General features: G+C 47.8%; 17 protein-coding genes and 1 riboswitch. Of the genes, 2 read left to right on the plus strand and 15 right to left on the minus strand.

Annotation, left to right across the window (positions count from 1 at the left end; genetic code table 11):
- Together HQ50_RS07070 and HQ50_RS07075 are read right to left on the minus strand one after the other, a co-directional pair.
- Positions 1–759, minus strand: a complete 759-nt coding sequence (locus tag HQ50_RS07070) for a DNA alkylation repair protein (RefSeq protein WP_052074911.1) — start codon at positions 757–759, stop codon at positions 1–3.
- A 14-nt stretch (positions 760–773) separates the two neighbouring features.
- On the minus strand, positions 774–1,535 hold the full coding sequence (locus HQ50_RS07075) for a 1-acyl-sn-glycerol-3-phosphate acyltransferase (RefSeq protein ID WP_039423842.1): 762 nt from the start codon (positions 1,533–1,535) through the stop codon (positions 774–776).
- 123 nt (positions 1,536–1,658) lie between these two features.
- On the opposite strand from HQ50_RS07075, the gene HQ50_RS12170 reads away from it, so the two are divergent.
- Positions 1,659–1,832, plus strand: coding sequence for a hypothetical protein (locus HQ50_RS12170; RefSeq protein ID WP_230587837.1), 174 nt, complete (start codon positions 1,659–1,661; stop codon positions 1,830–1,832).
- A gap of 196 nt (positions 1,833–2,028) precedes the next feature.
- Here HQ50_RS12170 and HQ50_RS07085 read toward each other — a convergent pair whose 3' ends face one another.
- The 12 genes from HQ50_RS07085 to HQ50_RS07145 form a co-directional block, all read right to left on the minus strand.
- Positions 2,029–3,264, minus strand: coding sequence for an ABC transporter permease (locus HQ50_RS07085; RefSeq protein ID WP_039429309.1), 1,236 nt, complete (start codon positions 3,262–3,264; stop codon positions 2,029–2,031).
- Positions 3,265–3,276: 12 nt separating this feature from the next.
- Positions 3,277–5,286 carry an NAD-dependent DNA ligase LigA gene (ligA, locus tag HQ50_RS07090; RefSeq protein ID WP_039429310.1) on the minus strand — a complete coding sequence of 670 codons (2,010 nt, stop codon included), beginning with the start codon at positions 5,284–5,286 and terminating at the stop codon, positions 3,277–3,279.
- Positions 5,274–5,801, minus strand: a complete 528-nt coding sequence (locus HQ50_RS07095) for a GNAT family N-acetyltransferase (protein WP_039429312.1) — start codon at positions 5,799–5,801, stop codon at positions 5,274–5,276. Before HQ50_RS07095 ends, ligA begins: the two co-directional genes overlap by 13 nt.
- Positions 5,802–5,807: 6 nt before the next feature.
- Positions 5,808–6,431, minus strand: coding sequence for a recombination mediator RecR (gene recR / locus HQ50_RS07100; protein ID WP_039429313.1), 624 nt, complete (start codon positions 6,429–6,431; stop codon positions 5,808–5,810).
- Positions 6,428–7,942: an Rne/Rng family ribonuclease gene (locus tag HQ50_RS07105; protein ID WP_081960064.1), complete on the minus strand. Its 1,515-nt coding sequence runs from the start codon at positions 7,940–7,942 to the stop codon at positions 6,428–6,430. The genes recR and HQ50_RS07105 overlap by 4 nt, the downstream gene beginning before the upstream one ends.
- Positions 7,943–8,262: 320 nt before the next feature.
- Positions 8,263–8,541, minus strand: a complete 279-nt coding sequence (locus HQ50_RS07110; RefSeq protein WP_004584585.1) for an HU family DNA-binding protein — start codon at positions 8,539–8,541, stop codon at positions 8,263–8,265.
- Positions 8,542–8,652: 111 nt separating this feature from the next.
- Entirely contained in the window at positions 8,653–9,144 is a 492-nt protein-coding gene (nrdG, locus tag HQ50_RS07115; protein ID WP_081960065.1) for an anaerobic ribonucleoside-triphosphate reductase activating protein, read from the minus strand.
- A 32-nt stretch (positions 9,145–9,176) separates the two neighbouring features.
- Positions 9,177–11,573, minus strand: a complete 2,397-nt coding sequence (locus tag HQ50_RS07120; RefSeq protein ID WP_039429317.1) for an anaerobic ribonucleoside triphosphate reductase — start codon at positions 11,571–11,573, stop codon at positions 9,177–9,179.
- A gap of 89 nt (positions 11,574–11,662) precedes the next feature.
- A riboswitch (cobalamin riboswitch) is annotated at positions 11,663–11,920 on the minus strand.
- Positions 11,921–12,343: 423 nt separating this feature from the next.
- Complete coding sequence (locus HQ50_RS07130) at positions 12,344–13,315, minus strand: DUF6427 family protein (protein WP_026292247.1); 972 nt, start codon at positions 13,313–13,315, stop codon at positions 12,344–12,346.
- A gap of 2 nt (positions 13,316–13,317) precedes the next feature.
- Positions 13,318–14,613 carry a phosphoribosylamine--glycine ligase gene (gene purD / locus HQ50_RS07135; protein ID WP_039429319.1) on the minus strand — a complete coding sequence of 432 codons (1,296 nt, stop codon included), beginning with the start codon at positions 14,611–14,613 and terminating at the stop codon, positions 13,318–13,320.
- Complete coding sequence (locus HQ50_RS07140; RefSeq protein WP_039429320.1) at positions 14,610–16,808, minus strand: S9 family peptidase; 2,199 nt, start codon at positions 16,806–16,808, stop codon at positions 14,610–14,612. The genes purD and HQ50_RS07140 overlap by 4 nt, the downstream gene beginning before the upstream one ends.
- Positions 16,809–16,839: 31 nt before the next feature.
- Positions 16,840–18,294, minus strand: coding sequence for a class I SAM-dependent RNA methyltransferase (locus HQ50_RS07145; RefSeq protein ID WP_039429322.1), 1,455 nt, complete (start codon positions 18,292–18,294; stop codon positions 16,840–16,842).
- A 455-nt stretch (positions 18,295–18,749) separates the two neighbouring features.
- On the opposite strand from HQ50_RS07145, the gene HQ50_RS07150 reads away from it, so the two are divergent.
- A complete protein-coding gene (locus HQ50_RS07150; protein ID WP_039429325.1) occupies positions 18,750–19,994 on the plus strand; it encodes an IS4 family transposase in 1,245 nt (414 codons plus the stop codon).
- A gap of 128 nt (positions 19,995–20,122) precedes the next feature.
- On the opposite strand, the gene HQ50_RS07155 is transcribed toward HQ50_RS07150, so the two are convergent.
- Entirely contained in the window at positions 20,123–21,019 is an 897-nt protein-coding gene (locus tag HQ50_RS07155) for an IS5 family transposase (RefSeq protein ID WP_080732613.1), read from the minus strand.
- Positions 21,020–21,045 lie beyond the last annotated feature (26 nt).

Genomic DNA, 21,045 nt, shown 5'->3' on the forward strand with positions numbered 1-21,045 from the left:
TTATATTTGACGTGGTCTTATAATCTTTTTCATTTGGACAGATAGATAGTAAGAACGCAAATCAGACGGGAGCTTTTCTAAGGCATAGCGGAGAGCTGTCCGTGGCATAGTGGCGGCATGTTTGTCAAGGAAAGCAAACAGAAGAGATTCCTGTTTTTTGCCCATCTCACGCAGCATCCAACCTACTGCTTTATGAATCAGGTCGTGCGGATGGTGGAGCAGTCGCTCAGCAATACGAATGGTGGCTTCGTACTCTCCGTATCGGATCAGTCGCCAATTGGCTACCATCGCTATTCGTTGCTCCCACAACGAACTTGAATCGGCCAATCTATCCAGCAAAGGATTGCCTTCGATGGGATGAGCATGGACATATTCGCCTACTATTCCGGGTGCAGATACATCGACCAAATCCCAGTTATTGATCATAGCCGTATGGCTCAGATAGGAGGCTAATAGCTCCTCCCGTACTTCTTCCGACCGAGTACGTCTGTATAGTTCGGTCATACCGATAAGTGCGAGATGCCGCACCTCGTGATAAGGCCTTTCTAACAAAAGGGCGAGAGTTTTCACCGTCCAAGGTCTATGTACCTTCTCATAAGCGCGAATATCGGGAACGGATATTCCGAGAAAAAGATCACCCTCAGCATATTTGCCCGGAGCAGTCTTGAAAAACCGCTGCATCTGTCCGGCACGCTCAGGATTACCGATACTTTCAAAATGCGCAGTTACTGCTTGGACGGTCAGTCGGCTATGATCCATAAGGCTTTACCTCGCTACTTCGATTGGGTTGCAGCCATTTCTTCCGGTAGCACAGAGGCGATTCGTCGGCTTGTTTCTCGCACTGCCTCGGATATACATAAAGGTCTCTCTCCAAAATCAGCAATGGACAAAGGTGGATGGATTGTCAGCGTCAAGCGATGAGGGCGTGGGATGAGTTTCCCTGAGGGAAGTACGCGGTAGGAGCCATCCAACGAAACGGGAATAATGGGCACGCCCAACTCGTCCGCCATCAGGAAACCGCCCTTTTTGAACCGAGCCAGACGGCTGTTGCGAGTACGACTACCCTCCGGGAAAATAAATATGGAAGTGCCTTCCGCCAAAACACGCTTGGCCTGATCCATAGTGTGAGCGATAGAGGAAGGACGAGTATCATCGACAAATACGAATCCGGCCGACCGGCATGCATAACCGACGAAAGGTAATTTGCGAAGACCTTCTTTCAATACCCATTTGAAAGGGATACCGAGATAGCCGTACATCATGAAAATATCGCAAGCTCCTTGGTGATTGGCCATAACGACGAAAGGCCCTTTACCCGGGATATGCTCTCGCCCTCTGACTCGAATGGGGCACAAGAAAAGGAATAGCGTGCATCGCGACCACAACATCCCGGGATAATAACTGAATATCCTACTGCCTCCCAGCATGCAGCCTACAGTGGTAGTCAGTGCTGTCAATATAGTGAGCAGGAGGAAAAGAGGAGCACCGATCAGGCAGAAATAGATGAGAAAAAGAAAGCGTCCGATAGTATTCATCTTTTTCATATTGATTACGGACAAAAGTAATGAATCTTTCGTGCAATAATTTCTGTATTCGGCGGATTATTGCTTTATTTGCAGAAATAAAAAACGAAAACAAATAAAACGAACATACTCACAATGGAAGGAATCGGAAAATACTTGGGAGCCATCATATTGCTCGTTGGCGTTTTGGTACTGGCCATCCCCGCATTCACGAATTCGATCAGCGACAAGAGTTTGATGATCGGTCTTTTTTTGGTCATCGTAGGCTTCTTCGCCCACATTATTCTCGGCCGTAGAGCAAAGGCATAAGGCTGAAATATAGAAAACACCTCCCCAATCGGGGAATCGAAAAAAGAGAACCATCGGTTCATCTCCTGTCATAGAAAGGAGGAATGAACCGATGGTTCTCTTTTCAATTATTACAGCTTAAAGAGTTGGGTACCGCAGAGGCACCGGAATAATAAAAGGACAGAATTGCCCTCCCCTATTCCCCGATGGTGAGCGATCACTCGAAGCGAAGGGCTTTGACAGGGGAAATTCGCGCGATTATATGCGAGGGAGCGAGGAGCATCAGGAAGGTAACAAGGAGCGTACCCAGATTAACGAGAATCCATACGAGCCAGTCCACTTGAACAGGGACATAGTCCATGTAGTAAATATCAGGATCGAGGAGACGCAGCCAGCGGAAATGTTGCTGCAGGAGGCAGAGTATAAGAGCCAAGATATTGCCCCAGATCATACCACGACCAACGAGCATCATAGCCAAATAGAGGAATATGCGGCGAAGCGACCCTTCACCACAGCCTAAAGCTTTGAGTGTGCCGATAAACTGCGTTTTGTCCATGACCAAAACGATCAAACCGGCTATCATCGTGAAGCCTCCGACCAATCCCATCAGCGTCAGCAGGATAGCGACATTGGTGTCCAAGGCAGAGAGCCAATCCATAATCATCGGATTGAGTTCGGTAGCCGTATTGATGGTCAGTCGTTGTTCCCCGACATAGGGCGTTTCCGAAAGGCGATTGAATACTCGTGTCACAATGAGATCCGTTTCGTCCGGATCGGAGGCATAAATGAGTAACCGGCTAACGTCATCAGTACCAAACCCACCCACTCGGCGGAGTATATCGGTAGAAGCCAAGGCTACAGGTATGTCCATTTTGCCTCCACTATAAACTCCTGCGACTGTGAATGCGCGCAAACGCATTCGCTCTCCACCGGCGAAATAGATGCGGAGCTTATCGCCGATCTTGAGACGAAGTTTGTCGGCAGTAGCTTGTGGCAAAAGGATAGGATTGGGTACCGTATCGGCAGAACTAAAGTTCGGATAATTTCCCGAAACAATTTGACCGAAGAGCGGATTGCGAGGTCGGAGTGAATCGCCCCCCATCAGTAGAATACCGGCAAAAGCACTGTCTGTCTTGGCGACACCTGTTATTTCGATCGTGGATACTACCCGATCCACACCTTCGACAGAGGTTATGGCTTCAAGCATCCCGGTCGGAGCATTGAAATGATCTGAAGTTCCGGCCACGGGTGCTATGCAAAGATGTCCCGTATAGCCGTATACCAGACTGCGGATATTTTGCTTGAAGCCACCGGCTATCGACACGGTAATGAGCATGACCATCAGGCTGAGCATGATACCGATCACAGAGAGACGAACAATAGGGGCTATTCCTTTCCCCTCTTTTCCTCCGCCCCTAAAGAGCCGTCCTGCCAAAAAGAAATCGATCTTCATCGTCCCTCTACCCTATTCTTCTATCAGACGGAGAAATTCCTCTTCGCTCATCAGTCGCACACCGAGCTTCTTTGCTTTCTCTCTCTTACTCGGTCCCATATCCGATCCGGCAAGAATGAAAGAGGTCTTGGAGGAGACCGATGCGGCCATACGTCCACCATTGGCCTCCACCATAGCTTTGTACTCATCACGACTATGCTTTTCAAATGTACCGCTGATAACAACCGTTTTTCCGGCTAAACGATCGGAAACCGGTACGGAAACTGTCTCAGCTTCTAACGACACACCAACCAGGCGAAGTTGCTCGACCAATTCTCTGTTCTGCCGAAGGCTGAAAAAATGAAGTACAGCAGAGGCTATTCTTTCCCCGATCTCGTCTATCTGCATCAATTCCTCGCTCGTCGCAGCGGCCAAGGCATCGATAGAGGGATAGACCGCAGCAAGTTTCTTTGCTACGGTTTCTCCGACAAAGCGAATGCCTAATCCGAACAAAATGGCCTGATACGGACGGGCTTTGGAAGCTTCGATGCTATCCAAAAGTTTGGTAGCAGCTCGCTTTTTGAAGCCGGGCAGTGTGAGTAGCTGCTCTTCCGTAAGGGTATAAAAGTCGGCAACGTTGCGAATCATATCACGGCTATAAAGCAACTCGATCGTCTCCGGGCCGATATTTATATCTGCCGCCTTGCGTCCGCAATAGTGTTCGAGCCGTCCTTTCTGCTGTTGTGGGCAACCCTCGGCATTCGGGCAATAGTAGGCAGCTTCTCCTTGTTCGCGCACCAACGGTGTAGCACAGTCGGGACAGAGTGCCGTAAAAACTATAGGTCTGCCATCGATACTACGTGCATCCGTATCCACGCCCACTATCTTGGGAATGATCTCCCCACCCTTTTCCACATAGACAAAGTCTCCCTCGTGAAGGTCTTTCTCTGCAATAAAATCAGCATTGTGCAGGCTGGCACGCCTCACTACCGTACCGGATATTAGTACAGGATCGAGATTGGCCACAGGCGTGACCGCTCCCGTACGCCCTACTTGATAGCTTACATGTTGCAGACGAGTACGTACTCGCTCGGCCTGATACTTATAGGCAATAGCCCAACGCGGACTTTTGGCTGTAAAGCCAAGCAAATCCTGCTGAGCCGGAGCATTTACCTTGAGGACAATACCATCAGTAGCTACAGGCAATATCAGACGTTCGGTATCGAAACGATCGATAAAGGCATATACATCCTCCTTACTACGGCACAGTGTGACGGCATCAGAGACTTTGAATCCCCACCGACGCGCCTGCATCAGTCGATCGTAATGATTCTCAGCCAAAGGCTCATCACTATACAGATAGTAGAAATAAGCGTCCAAGTTTCGTCCGGATACGATACGGGGGTCGAGCTGTTTAATGGTACCGGAAGCGGCATTGCGCGGATTGGCAAATAGAGGTTCCCCATCGGCTTCCCGTTGGGCATTGATCCGATCGAATTCCTTGAATGGGAGCAATATCTCTCCACGAACTTCCAGCATATGCGGATAATCATCGCCTCTAAGACGTAAAGGGACGGATCGGATCGTGCGGACATTAGCCGTCACATCATCCCCCGTCACACCATCTCCTCGGGTGACAGCACGCACCAATACGCCATCTTCGTAGATAAGCGAAATGGAAAGCCCGTCGAATTTCAGCTCTGCAACGATTTCGAAAGGTGCACCCTGAAGTCCTTCGGATACGCGACGATAAAAACCTCCAATCTCATCGTAATTGTATGTATTGCTAAGGGAAAGCATCGGTCTGTCGTGGCGAACGGAAGCGAATCCTTCCGTTTTGTCGCTTCCGACACGATGTGTAGGTGAGTCAGGACTATCCCATTCGGGATACTGCTGTTCCAGCTCTTCAAGCTGCTTCATCATGGCGTCATACTCGAAGTCATCGATAGTCGGAGATGAAAGAACGTAATACCTGTATTCGTGCTCACGCAGAATGCGGCGCAGTTCTTCTATTCTGACAGCAAGGGGAACTATCTTTTCCATAACTGATAAAGCAATACATCAGAATAATCGCCGGCATGCCACATCCATTGGCGGAGGGTGGCTGTATGCTCGAAGCCGGCAGCTTCGAACAGCGTACGACTCGGCCTGTTATCTTCCAGCACATAGGCGAAAATCTGATGCAGGCGTAAATAGTCTAAAACATAATGGGATATCTTGCGGAGAGACTCGACGGCTATTCCCTGCCGACGGTATTCGGGAATAACGAACAGCCCTACGGCTACACGTCGATGAAAGGCATCGTACTCATACAGATCTACTGCACCGATAGGCTTATCGTCATCCGACAGGCAGATGACAAGACGCATCATGCCCAACTCCATCAGACCCACAGAACTCTTTTCGATATATTCTTTCAGTCGATTGCGTCCGATAGGTACGAGTGTATTGCCGCTCTCACGCAGTTCAGCATCGTTTTCCCAGAGGTAGAGGAAGTCCAAATCTTCCGGCTCAAGAGCTCGGAGCCGTACTCGCTCTGAAGAGAAAAGATCAGTCATGGAACATCAGAATTTGACTGAGTCGGAGAAATCGGTACGATTGAGAATAGAGCGACCGAGAGTAATCTCATCGGCATACTCGATCTCATCGCCTATAGCAATGCCTCGAGCAATTACACTGACCCGAACGCCGGTGGACTCCAACTTGCGAAAGAGGAAAAAGTTGGTAGTATCACCCTCCATAGTCGTACTCAAAGCCAATATAACCTCACGGATCTGCTCGGAAGTTACTCGATGCACCAGAGAATCTATTTGCAGATCGCCCGGACCGATCCCATCCATGGGAGATATGACTCCACCGAGTACATGATACAAGCCTCGATACTGTGAGGTATTCTCGATAGCCATAACGTCACGGATATTCTCCACTACGCAGAGTGTACTCTGATCCCGAGCGAGGTCTGCACAAATGGTACAAACATCGGAATCACTGATATTATGACAGCGCCTGCAATAGGAAATATGTTCCCGAAGATCTACAAGGACTGCTGCAAATTGACGGGTATTTTCCACAGGTTGGCGCAATAAGTACAAAGCCAGACGCAGGGCTGTCTTGCGCCCTACACCCGGCAATGTAGCAAATTGGTCTATCGCCTTCTCAAGCAGACGCGAAGGATATTTCTGTATCATTCATCCAAAATATCCAGCTCGTTGCCGTCGTAGTCGTAAAATGTGTAGTCCAGAAATCCCAGACTCTCATCGGGGATAAGTTTGATCCCCTTGGCATACTTGAGTTTCCATTTCTTCAAGATAGAAGTAAGGAAACCTTTCTTGAGGTATGCTGCCACGTATGGATGTACGTGAAGAACGAATTGTTTGACTTGGTGCTCCGTGACCATTTTGGCCACTTTTTCTTCCAACTGATCCGTGAAGAGTATGGAGGATTCTACCTTCCCGGTACCCAAACATGTGGGACAACACTCTTCGGTATGGATGACCATCGCGGGACGAACACGCTGGCGCGTAATCTGCATAACGCCAAATTTGCTCAATGGCAAGATATTGTGTCGCGCTCTGTCGGCTGACATCAACTTGACCATATGTTCGTACAACTGCTGACGGTGCTGGGCTTCAGTCATATCGATGAAGTCCACTACGATGATACCACCCATATCGCGCAGGCGCAGTTGTCTGGCCAGCTCTTCGGCTGCAGCCATATTGACATCGACGGCCGTTGCTTCCTGTTCGGTACTGCCACGCGAGCGATTTCCACTATTGACATCCACCACGTGCATGGCTTCTGTCTGCTCGATAATCAGATAAGCACCACTCTTATACGTAACAGTACGCCCGAAGAGGGCTTTGATCTGCTTCGTAATGGCAAAATGGTCGAAAATGGGTAGTTCGCCCTGATAATACTGCACGATTTCCTCCCGTCCCGGAGCTATCAACTCGACATAGTCGCTCAAACTGTCCCGAAAAGCCTTGTCATTGACGATGATGCTCTGGTAAGAGGGATTGAAATTGTCCCTCAAGAGCCCCAAAGTACGGCTGGCTTCCTCATAAACAATGGACGGAGCCTTGGCTCGCAAAAGTTTCTTGATATTGTCGTCCCAGCGACGAAGCAGGCTCTGCAGCTCTTTGTCCAATTCGGATGCCCGTTTTCCTTCAGCAGAAGTGCGTATGATAACGCTGAAATTCTTGGGCTTGATGCTGATAATCAACTGTCGCAGGCGTGCTCGTTCTTCGGCAGAACGAATCTTCTGAGACACCGACACCTTGTCTGCAAAGGGTACCAAAACCAATGAGCGGCCGGCAAAAGAAAGTTCGGCTGTCAGGCGTGGTCCTTTAGTGGAGATCGGCTCTTTGGCTATCTGCACCAAGATCTGCTGTCCGGCCTTGAGTACATCTGCGATCTTCCCTTCTTTGGGCAGGTCGCTACCGAGAGGCACTTTGGACAGGGATGGAATCGATTTGCTTTTTGTCATCATCTCCATCATCTTCTGCTGAGCATCGAAAGTCAAGCCCAAATCGAGATAATGAAGAAATGCGTCCTTCTTGTATCCTACATCCACGAAAGCAGCGTTCAGACCGGGCATCACCTTCTTCACTTTACCGAGGTAAATATCCCCCACGGCAAATGAAAGATTGCGCGGTTCACGTTGAAGCTCCACGAGTTTACCATCCTCCAAGACGGCCATAGATACCTCTTTGGGCTTCACGTCAATTACTAATTCGCTGTTCACTTAATGATAGGATTGTCTTGATGATTATAAATACAAGTAAGCAAATACGGCCTGTGGGCGGAGCGGTACTGATACGGAAATCAGACCACAAAGTACTCGCTCACAGACCGCATTTGCCGAGAATAATTCGAGATGGAATATTTTCGTCTCTTTTATTTCTTCTTTTTATGGCGATTCTTCTTCAGTCTCTTTTTACGCTTGTGCGTAGCCATCTTATGTCTCTTTCTCTTCTTTCCGTTAGGCATAATGCTTTATGTTTTATTGTTAAACTATGATTAGTCTTGTTTCATCTGACTCATAAAGATTTTCGAAGGCTTAAACGCCGGAATATTCCTTTTGGGGATGATGATAGTCGTCTGCTTCGAAATATTACGTGCTGTCTTCTCAGCTCTTTCCTTCACAATGAAGCTACCAAATCCACGGAGATATACATTATCTCCTTCCGAAAGGGAGTCTTTGATGGTGTCCATGAACGACTCCACGACTTTCAGGGTTGTTTCCTTATCAATCCCTGTCGACTTCGCAATAGCGTTCACTACGTCAGCTTTCGTCATAATACTATGCTCAGAATTAAATGGTTGAGTTTCTTTTGTTTTAGGTCTGCAAATATAGTGCTTTTTCTCTTAGTTACTTTACTCCGGCATTTTTTAGTTTACATGGTGAATTCAATTCTCATGCAGCCGATTAATACGCTGGTTGCTGCTGCCACGCCATAGTAAAGTGGGGTCGAACAGCTCGCGCACGAATGGGCCATCGACCAAAACATCGATCAAAGCAAGAGGAGCGGAAAGCATCGAATCAGCCTCCAACTGCTCGAGTGTATATCCTGTATAGCACCATATCGGCAAGATACAGGATGCACGCAGCCTCTGTAGCAGACAGGTAAGTCCGGCAGGATTGTAAAAGGGATCACCTCCAGAGAGTGTGATCCCATCCAATAGGGGATTGGCATTGATCTCTCGGATGATATTGCCGAGGATCGAGTCCGTCATCAGTACACCGGCTTCCGGATCCCAACTGGAAGGATTGTGGCAACCGGGACATGCGTGGCGACAACCGGCCAAATAGATAGAATAGTGCAAGCCCGGTCCGTCGCAAATAGTTTCACGATAGACGTTCAGCAGCCTGATGCCGTATGATTCGATGCTTTCGGACACCTGCTCCCGCGCTTGGTGGCGTTTCTAAAGTATTATAGGTGTTTTACACGATCGTGCTCTTCGGCCTGTTTGGCTGAATTCCATGTATCGAGGCTTCCTGTCAGATAGCCGGTGATACGTCGCAGACGAGCTATCCGATCGCTGCCGCATACAGGACATTTGTCGTAAATCACACCTTTGAAACCACAGCCCTTGCAGGTGTCCACAGGATGATTGATCGAGCCATAGCCGATATTTTCGTCCTTCATCATCTTGACAATCTTCAAGATAACGGACACATTCTTCTTGGCTTCGCCATCCAACTCTACATAAGTAATGTGGCCGCCACCAGTAATAGCATGGAAAGGAGCCTCGCACTTGATCTTCTCGGCTATACCTATCGGTTCGCGAACATCCACATGGAAAGAATTGACGTAATAGTCCAAATCCGTTACCCCGGGAATAATCCCATAGCGTTTTCTATCCATTCGGGTAAAACGACCGGAAAGACCTTCTGCCGGAGTAGCCAAAACAGAGTAATTCAGACGATACTTCCGTTTATACTCCTGAGCGACATCATTCATGACCGAAATGGCATCGTATAGCGTATTCCAAGCTGCCTTGTTGTGAGCATGTCCTTCACCATAGATGGCCACCATCGCGTTGTGCCCACCGATAAAACCGATACCAAGAGTACCGGAATTGATGACATCGCCGACTTCTTCGTTCGGTTGTAAGGCAGCACCACCCTTCCAAACATCATTCCCCATCATGAAAGGGAATTGGCGCGCTAATGCTGTACGCTGATAGCAATAGCGGTCATAGAGTTGGTCTGCAATGAGTGTAGACATTCGGCGGACACCCTCCAAGAAGAGAAGACGTGCTTCACTGCGGATCGTTTCCTTGTCGCCATCAGGGCAGTCCTCCTCTGCTTCATGTCTGGCTTCGATAGCCAAACGGGGAAGGTTCATGGAGGTAAAAGAGAGATTGCCTCGTCCGATCGATGACTTCGGTCCATTTACATTGTCAAATACTCTCGTACGACAACCCATGGTAGCCACCTCTTGCAGATAACGTTTGGGATCGTCTGCCCGCCAACCCTCATGCAGATTGAATGGTGTATCGAGAAAGACGAAATTCGGGAAGAGGGCTTTGGCCGTTGTGGCACAAGCCTTCAGCAGCAAATCGAAGTTCGGAGCAGAGAAAAGAATCTTACCGGCGATCGCGTCATCGAAGTTTTCCAATGCCAACTTTACATCCGCTTCGGAATAGTTGATCCCCTCTTTGACTTTGAAGATCTGAATCGGGAAGATGGGTACTTCGCCATGCCCCAAACCTTCCTCCGTAGCACGTAACAGCTCCTCCATCACCATTCGACCTTCGGGCGAAGTATCGGTGCCGTAATTGATGGAGCTGAAAACAACCTGATTGCCTCCACGAGAGTGCATCGTATTCAAGTTGTGAATGAAGCCTTCCATAGCCTGATGCGTATCCTTACGCGTCTTTCGGAAAGCTGTGGCAAGAGCGATCTCCACCTCTGTACTCGAAAATGGAAAAGACGCCGCACAAAGTCCCTCATATAGCCTCCCGGCCTCCTGAGGTGAATCTGTCAAAAGCGGCGTTAGGTTCCGAATAGCCTTGGGAAGAGTCGTACTTAAGTCGGTATTGGTTGGCTGCCGGAGCTCGAGCACGAAGCGGAGACGCTCTATGAGATGCGTGACGAACGATTTGTGCACACCCGGAGCCATGAAGAAATCAAAGGCTGGGATAGCTTGTCCGCCATGCTGTTCGTTCTGATTTGTCTGGAATATGATAGTAGCCAGCGTTGCATAGCTATGGATATTCTGCGGTGTACGGATACTGCCGTTTTTTGTGCGGAATCCGCGTTCGTAGAGGTCTGCTATGTCGTACTGGACACATGTAGTCGTTTTCGTCGGATAATAGTCCAAATCATGAATATGTATATCTCCTGCCCTGTGCGCTCTGCTATAACGCAGCGGAAGCAGATATTTGCTGGCATAGTCCTTGGTCACTTCCGAAGCAAAAGTCATCATCTGGCCTGCAGGGGTATGCGAGCTCATGTTGGCATTGCCCAGATTCACATCGTTCTTCTCTATCGTTACGATGCCGTCCATCGTATGCTTCATGGAGGTACGCTTGTCACGCTCTACGGTGCGCCACTCACGATAGATGATATATTTCTTGGCTATAAAAGGATTCAAACGCATCAGTTCCTCCTCGACACGATCCTGTATTTGCTCCACGGTGACAAGCTCACCGCTCTGACGGGCAAAATCGGTTACGGACTGGACAATATTGTCGATACGTGCAACTTCTTCGTGCACACCCCCTGCGCGATAAGCCTTGATTATCGCCTGACGGATTTTCTCCGGATCGAACGACTGCACATGACCATCACGCTTTACGATGCGAAGGATTACCTCTTCCATTGTAATACGTTATTGTAAAAAAATACTTTCCGAGATCTATTCTCTTAGTGCCGGGGAGACTCCTTTCCTCGAGGTCTTCTCTCCATACTTTATAGGCAACTCGTAGAGGCAGGTATTCTGGCTTACTTCATCTCTTTTCTGTTTGTCGCGCCTTCCCATTCAGCTCCACCTGTAGTAGAGAATGAACAGTGGCATCATTTGGAAAGCGACAAGAGTCCGCCCATCAAAAACCGACACGGCGGTAGAAGCTTACAGCAGCGGGACTGCTCGGGATTCTCACCCGATTCCCTCTTACACCCCACTCAACTTGTTCGAGACGAGCAGGGACCACTACGATGGGAACAAAGATATTGTTTTTTATAACAACAGCAAACGGACAACTCGGCATTTTGGGCTATATATGATAACAATTTCAGGCCAAAACGAGGAATCCCCCAAATGGACATCAAAAACAGAAAACAAACTCATAGACAATAAGATAGGAAATAAAGCTCCCTTTTTTAGCATGAAGCAATTGAGCTTCATAACATCGTCGAACGGCATCATAAAATCCTGACTCCGAAAGGCTATAGGCAAGCAGCTGTTAGTCCCCCAAAAGCAGACCAAAATCAGCTCAATTACGGTGCGTAAATTCTAAAATTGTGACGCCAAAAAAATTTCGTTTACGGGCGTAAATTTTTTCTACACGGTCTAAGAAAAAAAATTTTCTCACGCCACGTTTTGCAGACTGCAAAACGAGAAAATTCCGGAAACTGACGTGTACTGAAAAATCAAAGGAAAAAAGATGACACGAATAGAGAGATGGGAAAGGCAAGGAGGATAAGAGAAATCAGGATATTGGCAGGACGGCGACTCTGAGAATACAGGAAACGCGCTCCATGTACCGATATGGGGAATGTAGCCAAATAAAGAAATCCGTCCGAAGCAGCAGGCATGACTGCAGAAAGCAGCAGCATATAGCAACCGGCACACAAAAGGCTAAAGAAGTAAATACGTGCGATAACTTTTTCTCTCGTGTATGTCAGCTGCAAATAGACGAAGGAGATAAGATACAACGCCAACAAAAGAGACGGATACAACCACTTCCAAGCACTTACGTGGGAAGTCGGATAGGAAAAACCCCACTGGCTTAGAAGGTTAAGATTGTCGATAATGTACTGCTCCTCTCCGAACAATAGGAACAAAGGAAGACAACACCACAGAGGGAGAAACAGTCCGAAGAAAAAAGCAAGCAGATTTTTGAAAGACAAACTCTTCATCGGATAAAGCTGTATGAGCATAAACGGCACAAGAAGCAGAGATGGAGACCAAAGCACGGCAGAAAGTCCGATACAAAAGCCTACGTTGAGGGTCTTTCGCGGAATATTGCTATGCCCATAAGTGCCGAACAGACAGAAGAAGAGTGCTACGAATAGCAGTATCGACAGCGAGTACGGCTGTATGGAGAAGAAAGCCTGATGGGTATTGAGCAGAAGGATCATCAGAAAGGCGAATAACTTTAATCCGCCTTCATGAAGCAACAGATAGAAAGCACTAAACCGAACTGCAATAAAAGATCCGATCAGCCCGATCGCAAACGAGCCCATGCTCTGCCACAAAGAAGGGATCGTACCAAAGAAGCTAAAGCTGTCTCCTGATGGTGAGATATCAGCAGAAAGCCCCCATGCGTAGGATAGTATCCTACACAGGAGGGCAATCAATATCGTAGCCGGCACTAAATACGTTCTTTCAGCTCTTGTCACTGTTAACGTTCGGCTTTCGCCCAAAGAAGCATGTCTTGGCCGATATCGTGACGATAATTCTTACCATCGAAGAGCACTTGCTGAGCGTGGGTATAGCAACGTTGCAAGGCGGCCTCCGGTGTCGCTCCGTAGCTGCTGACAGCCATGACGCGACCGCCATTGGTATATACCTTCCCCCCACTTGCCATAGTGCCGGCATGGAACAGAATCGTATCGGCCGGAGGGATGGGGATATCCATCTCCATTCCCTTTTCATAACTACCCGGATAACCTCGCGACACGAGCATGATCGAGGCAGCAAAGCGAGGATCTTCTTGCATCTGGTAATCACCGATATTACCCACAGCTATTCGGCGAAGCAGCTCCACAAAGTCCGATCCGATTCGCAGCATGATCACTTCGGTTTCCGGATCTCCCATACGGCAATTATACTCTACCACATAAGGATCTCCTCCTACATTCATCAGTCCCACGAAGATGAATCCGCGATAATCGATCCCTTCGGCTATCAGTCCCGATATTGTAGGCCGGATAATCCGCTCCTCCACCTTCCGCATGAATGCTTCGTCGGCGAAAGGAACAGGCGAAACGCTCCCCATTCCGCCGGTATTAAGACCGGTATCTCCATCGCCGATTCGCTTATAGTCTTTTGCAACGGGAAGTATACGATAGTCTTTGCCATCCGTAGCAACGAATACGGAGCATTCTATGCCATCGAGGAACTCTTCGATCACCACATGACGGCTTGCAGCACCGAATTTACCACCGAGCATCTCGGCCAACTCCCGTTTGGCTTCTTCTACCGTCGGAGCGATGATCACCCCCTTACCGGCAGCCAAACCATCGGCTTTCAATACATAAGGAGCCTGCATCGTATCTATGAATGCCTTGCCTGCATCTATTTGGTCAGCCGTGAAGGTCTGATAAGCGGCAGTAGGGATACCGTGCCGTTTCATAAAAGACTTGCTGAAATCCTTACTTCCCTCCAAACGTGCCCCCTTGGCATCGGGTCCTACGATGAGGAGATCGTGCAGTGAGTCGTGATTTCGGAAGTAGTCCTCTATGCCGCGTACGAGGGGTTCTTCAGGCCCCACTACCAGCAGGTCGATAGACTCGCGCTGTACCACTCCGGCAACGGCAGCAAAGTCGTTCACATCCACTTCGGGTATATTGATCGCTACATCCTCCGTCCCCCCGTTTCCGGGAGCAACGAAGAGTTTGTTCGTTAGCGGGCTTTGGGCTATTTTCCAAGCCAAGGCATGTTCGCGCCCGCCGGAGCCTAATAAAAGGATGTTCATAAGTGATCTGTGAAATAACGGGTTATTGTTTCATACAAATGCACTCTGTCCGGCCCCATCACATTATGTTCGTGACTCGGATAGACGTAGTAGTCGGGATAAGTGCGTGCCTTCACACAGGCATCAAGGAAAAGGAGCGAATGCTGCCATACCACGACCGGATCGATCGCTCCATGAATCAGCATAAGTCGTCCTTTCAGATCACCGGCTCGTTTGAGCAGGTTGGCTGCATCGTATCCTTCGGGATTTTCCTGTGGCGCATCGAAATAACGCTCACCGTACATAATCTCATATCGATTCCAGTCTATGACAGGCCCGCCGGCTACTCCGACTTTGAAGACATCGCCGTGCGTAAGCATCAGATTCGTAGTCATAAAGCCGCCATAGCTCCAGCCGTGTACTCCTATTCTATCGGCATCCACCCATGATTGGCTCTTGAGGAAGTCCACACCGCACATCTGATCGGCCATCTCGGTCTGTCCCAAACGACGATGAATAACCTGCTCGAAAGCAGCCCCTCTATTGGCAGATCCGCGACTATCCACCGTAAAGACGGCATAGCCTTTCTGTGCCATGTAAATATCCCACCCACCGACAGAGCTGCGCCATGTCTTGGTTACGAGCTGGGCATGAGGTCCTCCGTAAACATAGAGTATAACAGGATATTTCTTTGCCGGATCGAAGCGAAGCGGCATCGTGAGCTTGTAATAAAGAGGTGTCCGCCCATCGGCAGCCATGATGGTACCCGTTCTGATCTCCGGCATGGCATAGCCCGTATCGGGGTTCTTAGCATCCAATAGAGTGCGAGACCCCTTGCCGATATTTGTCACCGCAACCTTACACGGAACAGTAGGCGACTGGAAAACATCGATTATAGCCGAAGCGTCGGGAGATAGTTGGGTACGATGCATTCCCGATTCGGGAGTCAGGTCTTTCGTCTTTCCACCCTTGACACTGATACTGTATAAACGGCGTTCGAGAGGGCTGGCTTCGGTACTTTCGAAATAGAGCTGTGTTCCCTTAGGATTGAAGCCTGCAAAGTTGGTCACCTCCCACTCCCCTTTTGTCACCTGACGGATCAGACGTCCTGTAGTATCATACAGATAGAGATGGTTCCATCCGTCGCGACGGCTCTGCCAAATGAACTGATTGTTACTTCCCGGGAGGAATGTCAGGGGATGCAACGGCTCTACATAATGTTTATCGGTTTCAACAAACAGCGTACGGACGAATCTACCGGTCTCAGCATCATAGGCATTTACCTTACATTCGTTTTGAGCACGATTGACCTCGGCTACATACAAGATCTTTTCGTCCGGACTCCAACTCAGATTCGTCAGAAATTTTTCCTTCGGCTCACCCGTTTGCAAATAGACAGTCCTGCCCGTAGCCAAATGATAGATCCCAACCGTAACGTGGTGCGAGGGGGTACCGGCCATGGGGTAATAAAGCGGTTTGGACTCGGCTTCGAGCGGATGATAATCTACTATCGGGGTAGGCTTCACCATACTCTGATCCATTCGATAGAAAGCGAGGCTGCTACCTTTTGGAGACCAGAATGTACCTTTTTCGATGCCAAATTCTCGTTGGTGTACCGCCTCGCCATAGACAAGCGTCTCAGTCCCATCTGCTGTCAGAGCGATAGCTCGTGGCATACCCTCTCCGGATTTGCCCCCACGGGCGATATAGAGGTTGTGCTTTTTGACATAGGCCACATGGTCTCCCACAGGAGAAAAGTCCAGAGAAGCTGTCTCTCCATCGGTGTCGAAAACATAAGTTACCTTTCGGGCAAGCATATCGAATCCGACCAATCCCCCCTGTGTAAAGAGAACTACTTGGCCTCGTCCGGCATCGAGTGTGCGGAATGAAGGGAAAGCATCGGTCGTCTGAAATTTGCATCCCTCCGGCATCTGTGCATTGAGGTCTGCAGCAGACAATCTGAAAGACTGAGCCGGTTGGCCATTCACCTTATTAAAAACTAAATCATCCCCCTCGATAAAGACATAATTGTCTCCCATCCATTGCAAACCGGCCACGTATTCGGGGTAAAAGTTGTAAAACTCTTTTCCTCCGGGCATCAGTTGCTCAAGAGTAAACTCCTTGCCGCTCGTTTCAGGAGACTGAGCCGAACAAGGCAAGGCCACTGTAAGGGCACAAACAGACAGAAATAGTCGTTGGAAGATTATCTTCTTCATTTATCTATTGTATTTGATTTTCTATTCTTTATTATTCTTCGTTGCGGATCACCTGAATCCGCTTTGAAGAGGATTTGCGAGGCCCTCTTTCAGATTCATCCGAAGATCGGAACCTATCGTTCGGCCAGCGAGTCTCTCGTTGCTGCTCATCATTATGCTCTCTTTTCTTTTTATCGGAAGTTCTGAAAGGCTTATCAGGACGAGGAGAACGATAAGGAGGCTTATTTTCTCGATCCATGGAGTTGGGGCGTCTTTCCCTTCCGGCAGAAACGTCACGACGGTCGATTTTCCGTCCTACGCCTTGTTCTCTTTCGGCTTGACGACTTTTTCTTTCGGCAAATGAATCGCGTCGTCCCTCAAAGAGTTCATAACCTCGCAACTCACACTCCAAGGCTCCATTCATCAACTTCTCTCGATGGGACTGACGAAGACCGATATGATTGAAATGCTCCGGCTTGAAAGCCAAAATCCATGCAGAACAACCTGCATAATTATGCTTGAGTCGCTCCCCGATCATGGCATACAACTGCTGCATATCCTCCACTTTGATACGTTCTCCATAGGGAGGATTCATCACGAGCATAGCCCTGGATTCAGGCTTCGGACGCTGCTGCATGGGTAGGACACTCAGAGAAATGTACTTGCCAAGACCGGCTCGCTCCACATTACTTCTGGCCGCAGCTACGGCCTGTGGCAAAATATCGGAACCGTAGATGATATGATCGAATACCCGTTCTGCGCTGTCGTCATGGTACAGCTCATCATACAGATCGGGATCGAAGTCCGCCCACCGCCGGAAAGCAAAGCCTCGCCGATAGATACCGGGAGCAATGTTGCAGGCAATCAGGGCAGCTTCGATCAGGAACGTTCCGGATCCACACATGGGATCGATCAAATCCGTACTGCCATCCCAACCAGCTTTGAGCAAGATACCTGCAGCCAGTACCTCGTTTAGAGGAGCTGCCGTTTCGGCCACACGATAACCTCGCTTGTGCAGACTCTCGCCCGAGCTATCAAGCGACAGGGTTACTTCCTCGTGCGACACATGTAAGTTCAGTAGAATATCAGGATTGGACAGCCGGACAGAAGGGCGTTTGCCCTCACGATCACGGAAGAAATCCACCAAAGCATCTTTGGTACGATAGCTTATATACTGACTGTTCTTGAACGAATCGGAATAAACGACGGAATCAATGGAGAAAGTTTGATCCGATGACATAACGGTCGTCCAATCGAAAAGTCTGAGCCTTTCATAAATCTCATCTGTCGTCTTCGCATGGAAAGTCGTTACAGGTTTCAAAATGCGCAGTGCTGTACGCAGCCGGAGATTAGCAAGATAGAGCATCCTCTTATCTCCTCGAAAACTGACCATACGCCGCCCCACGGTTACCTCCTCAGCACCCAGGGCTGTTAGTTCGGCAGCCAGGACATCCTCCAACCCGTAAAGGGTCTTAGCCACCATAGTAAATTGGAGATCGTTATTCATAATAGTCCATGATTATAGAACAAAGATAATGAAATACGGCCGTAGTCTGAGGCTTTTCGAGCACTGTCAGAAAGCAGAAAAAAGAATCGCGGTCAGAGTCAACGGTACGGCAATACGATCTTCGAACATGAACTCACATAGACAGCAAGAAGCATCGATTTGACATCAAGTCCGTTTAGGTGCCCAAATTTTGGCATTTATAACTTCTAAAAACATGGCGCGTAAACTTTTTTCTTTTGGCTCCGGAAGCAATGTCGTCCTAAACGTTTTGGAGGATATAAGAAAAAGGAAGCAGAGCTAAGGAACAAAATGTTACCTTAGTAAAGAGAGCCCTACTCCTCCACTTCCTTTATGACAAANGTCCTAAACGTTTTGGAGGATATAAGAAAAAGGAAGCAGAGCTAAGGAACAAAATGTTACCTTAGTAAAGAGAGCCCTACTCCTCCACTTCCTTTATGACAAATATAACACTCTTTGCGCAAGCCATCGGTAAACTACCGAAAGAAAAGATTAGAAAGATTATTCGGGAGTCAGGTACAGACAAACATTGCAAGGGTTACGATACTTGGAGTCAGTTTGTTAGTATGATGTTCAGCCAATTCTCAAACTGCGACTCTGTGAGAGACATTTCCAATGGTCTTAATTCTGCCAACGGCAATCTCAACCACTTAGGAATAGCTCGTGCACCTTCTAAATCTACCATCGCTTACCGGAACGCCCACAGGAATAGTAAGGTATTCAGAGATATCTACTATGCCACTTTTCAACATTTTGGACAGCAGAGCTTGTGGCAACGTAGCAAATTCCGTTTCAAGGCNCACAGGAATAGTAAGGTATTCAGAGATATCTACTATGCCACTTTTCAACATTTTGGACAGCAGAGCTTGTGGCAACGTAGCAAATTCCGTTTCAAGGCTCCCATAAAACTGCTTGATTCCTCAATGGTGAGCTTGACGCTGTCCCTTTACGATTGGGCACACTACACCACAACAAAGGGTGCCATTAAGATGCACACATTGCTCGATTATGACACTCTTCTACCTGAATTCGTGACCATTAGCACCGGAAAATGTACAGACGACAAAGCCTCTTTTGACATTCCAATAGCCCCTCATTCAGTAGTAGTGGCGGATAGGGGCTACTGTAATTTCGAACTGTTGAATGATTGGGACAGCAAGCATGTACTTTTTGTAGTCCGCCATAGGGACAACCTCCTTTATGAGCCTATCCGAGAACTCGACTTACCACAACACGCAGCTCAAAATGTACTAATAGATGAAATTATTAAACTCAAGGGAGCCAAGACGAGTTTGAAATACCCGAAAAGACTTCGACGCATTGCAATATGGAATGAGGAACACGAGTTTACGCTTCAATTGCTCACTAACAATATGCAATTAGCTGCATCAACCGTCGCAGCGCTCTACAAGTCACGGTGGCAAATCGAAATTTTCTTCCGTAATCTCAAACAATTACTACGTATAAAGAGCTTTATTGGGACATCTCGCAATGCTGTGGAAACGCAGATATGGACTGCTTTAACAACGATGTTGCTACTCTGTTGGCTAAAGCATACTGCTCGTTACAAATGGGGACTGGCAAACCTTGTCGTGTCGTTAAGGCTGAACACTTTTACCAAAATTGATCTTGAAAAGTGGCTTAACGAACCCTTCAAACCGCCTCCAGATGACAACAATTAGGGGAAAGGGGGGATTAAAATTGAAGTGATTTAAACTTTTCTTTTTCTCAAACATTTCCTTAGCAGAATTACCATAAATGCAATATAGTTCCATGATTCCCAATTCCTAACCGTTGTTTNTGAAGTGATTTAAACTTTTCTTTTTCTCAAACATTTCCTTAGCAGAATTACCATAAATGCAATATAGTTCCATGATTCCCAATTCCTAACCGTTGTTTCAAATCGATTTAAAATAGTCCTGTAACTGTCCATCCATGCATTGGTTCTCTCAATGGCATAACGTTCAGCATACAACAGTTCGTCCACAATGGTATTATTGGGAGTCCCGTTTCTTTTATTGATGCAGATATTGGAGACTACTCCATGACAGCCAAGTACACTTCGAAGAGCTTTACAGTCAAATCCGGCATCCGCATTCAAGAAAAGACCATCTGTTCTGACTTTTGCAATCCCAAGGTCATGCATCATGGAGCGGATTACGTTTTTTATGTCATCAGTATCATGATGTTCGCCGCTTTTAGGCGAAGACATGATAACCGGTATGCCTTGCCGGTCTGTAATATAAAGAGCGTTGGTTGTCTTGCGCTTTTTTCTACCCTGATAACCAACCTCCTCTCCACCACGCATAGCTACCGTATGACTTCCGTCAAGGTCTACACTTGACATATCAAACTTTGTACGGTGCTTATTCAAAAGATGAAGCCAAAGAGATTTCCATTCACCTTTTTTACTCCATTTGTTATAATGATGAAATACCGCACCATAGGTCAGAACCTTGTCACTGAACAGGGAATCTACAGGTAAATATTTCCACTGACACCCTGTTTTCAGTTTATAAAGAATGGCATTTACGATTTCAACAAGACTACTTTGAGTTACGAAACCACGTTTGGCCACACATAAATGAGGCAATATTTCACTTTTTATTGTATGTTTGTCCAACACAGCGTACATAGGGATGTTGTTATGAATGAGTTTGGTCACCCATAATATAACAATTTTAGCTATTAGTACGCTGTTTCTCATTGGATCAATTAGTTTAAATCACTTCA

The organism is Porphyromonas sp. COT-052 OH4946 (assembly GCF_000765965.1).
Classification (GTDB): domain Bacteria; phylum Bacteroidota; class Bacteroidia; order Bacteroidales; family Porphyromonadaceae; genus Porphyromonas; species Porphyromonas gulae.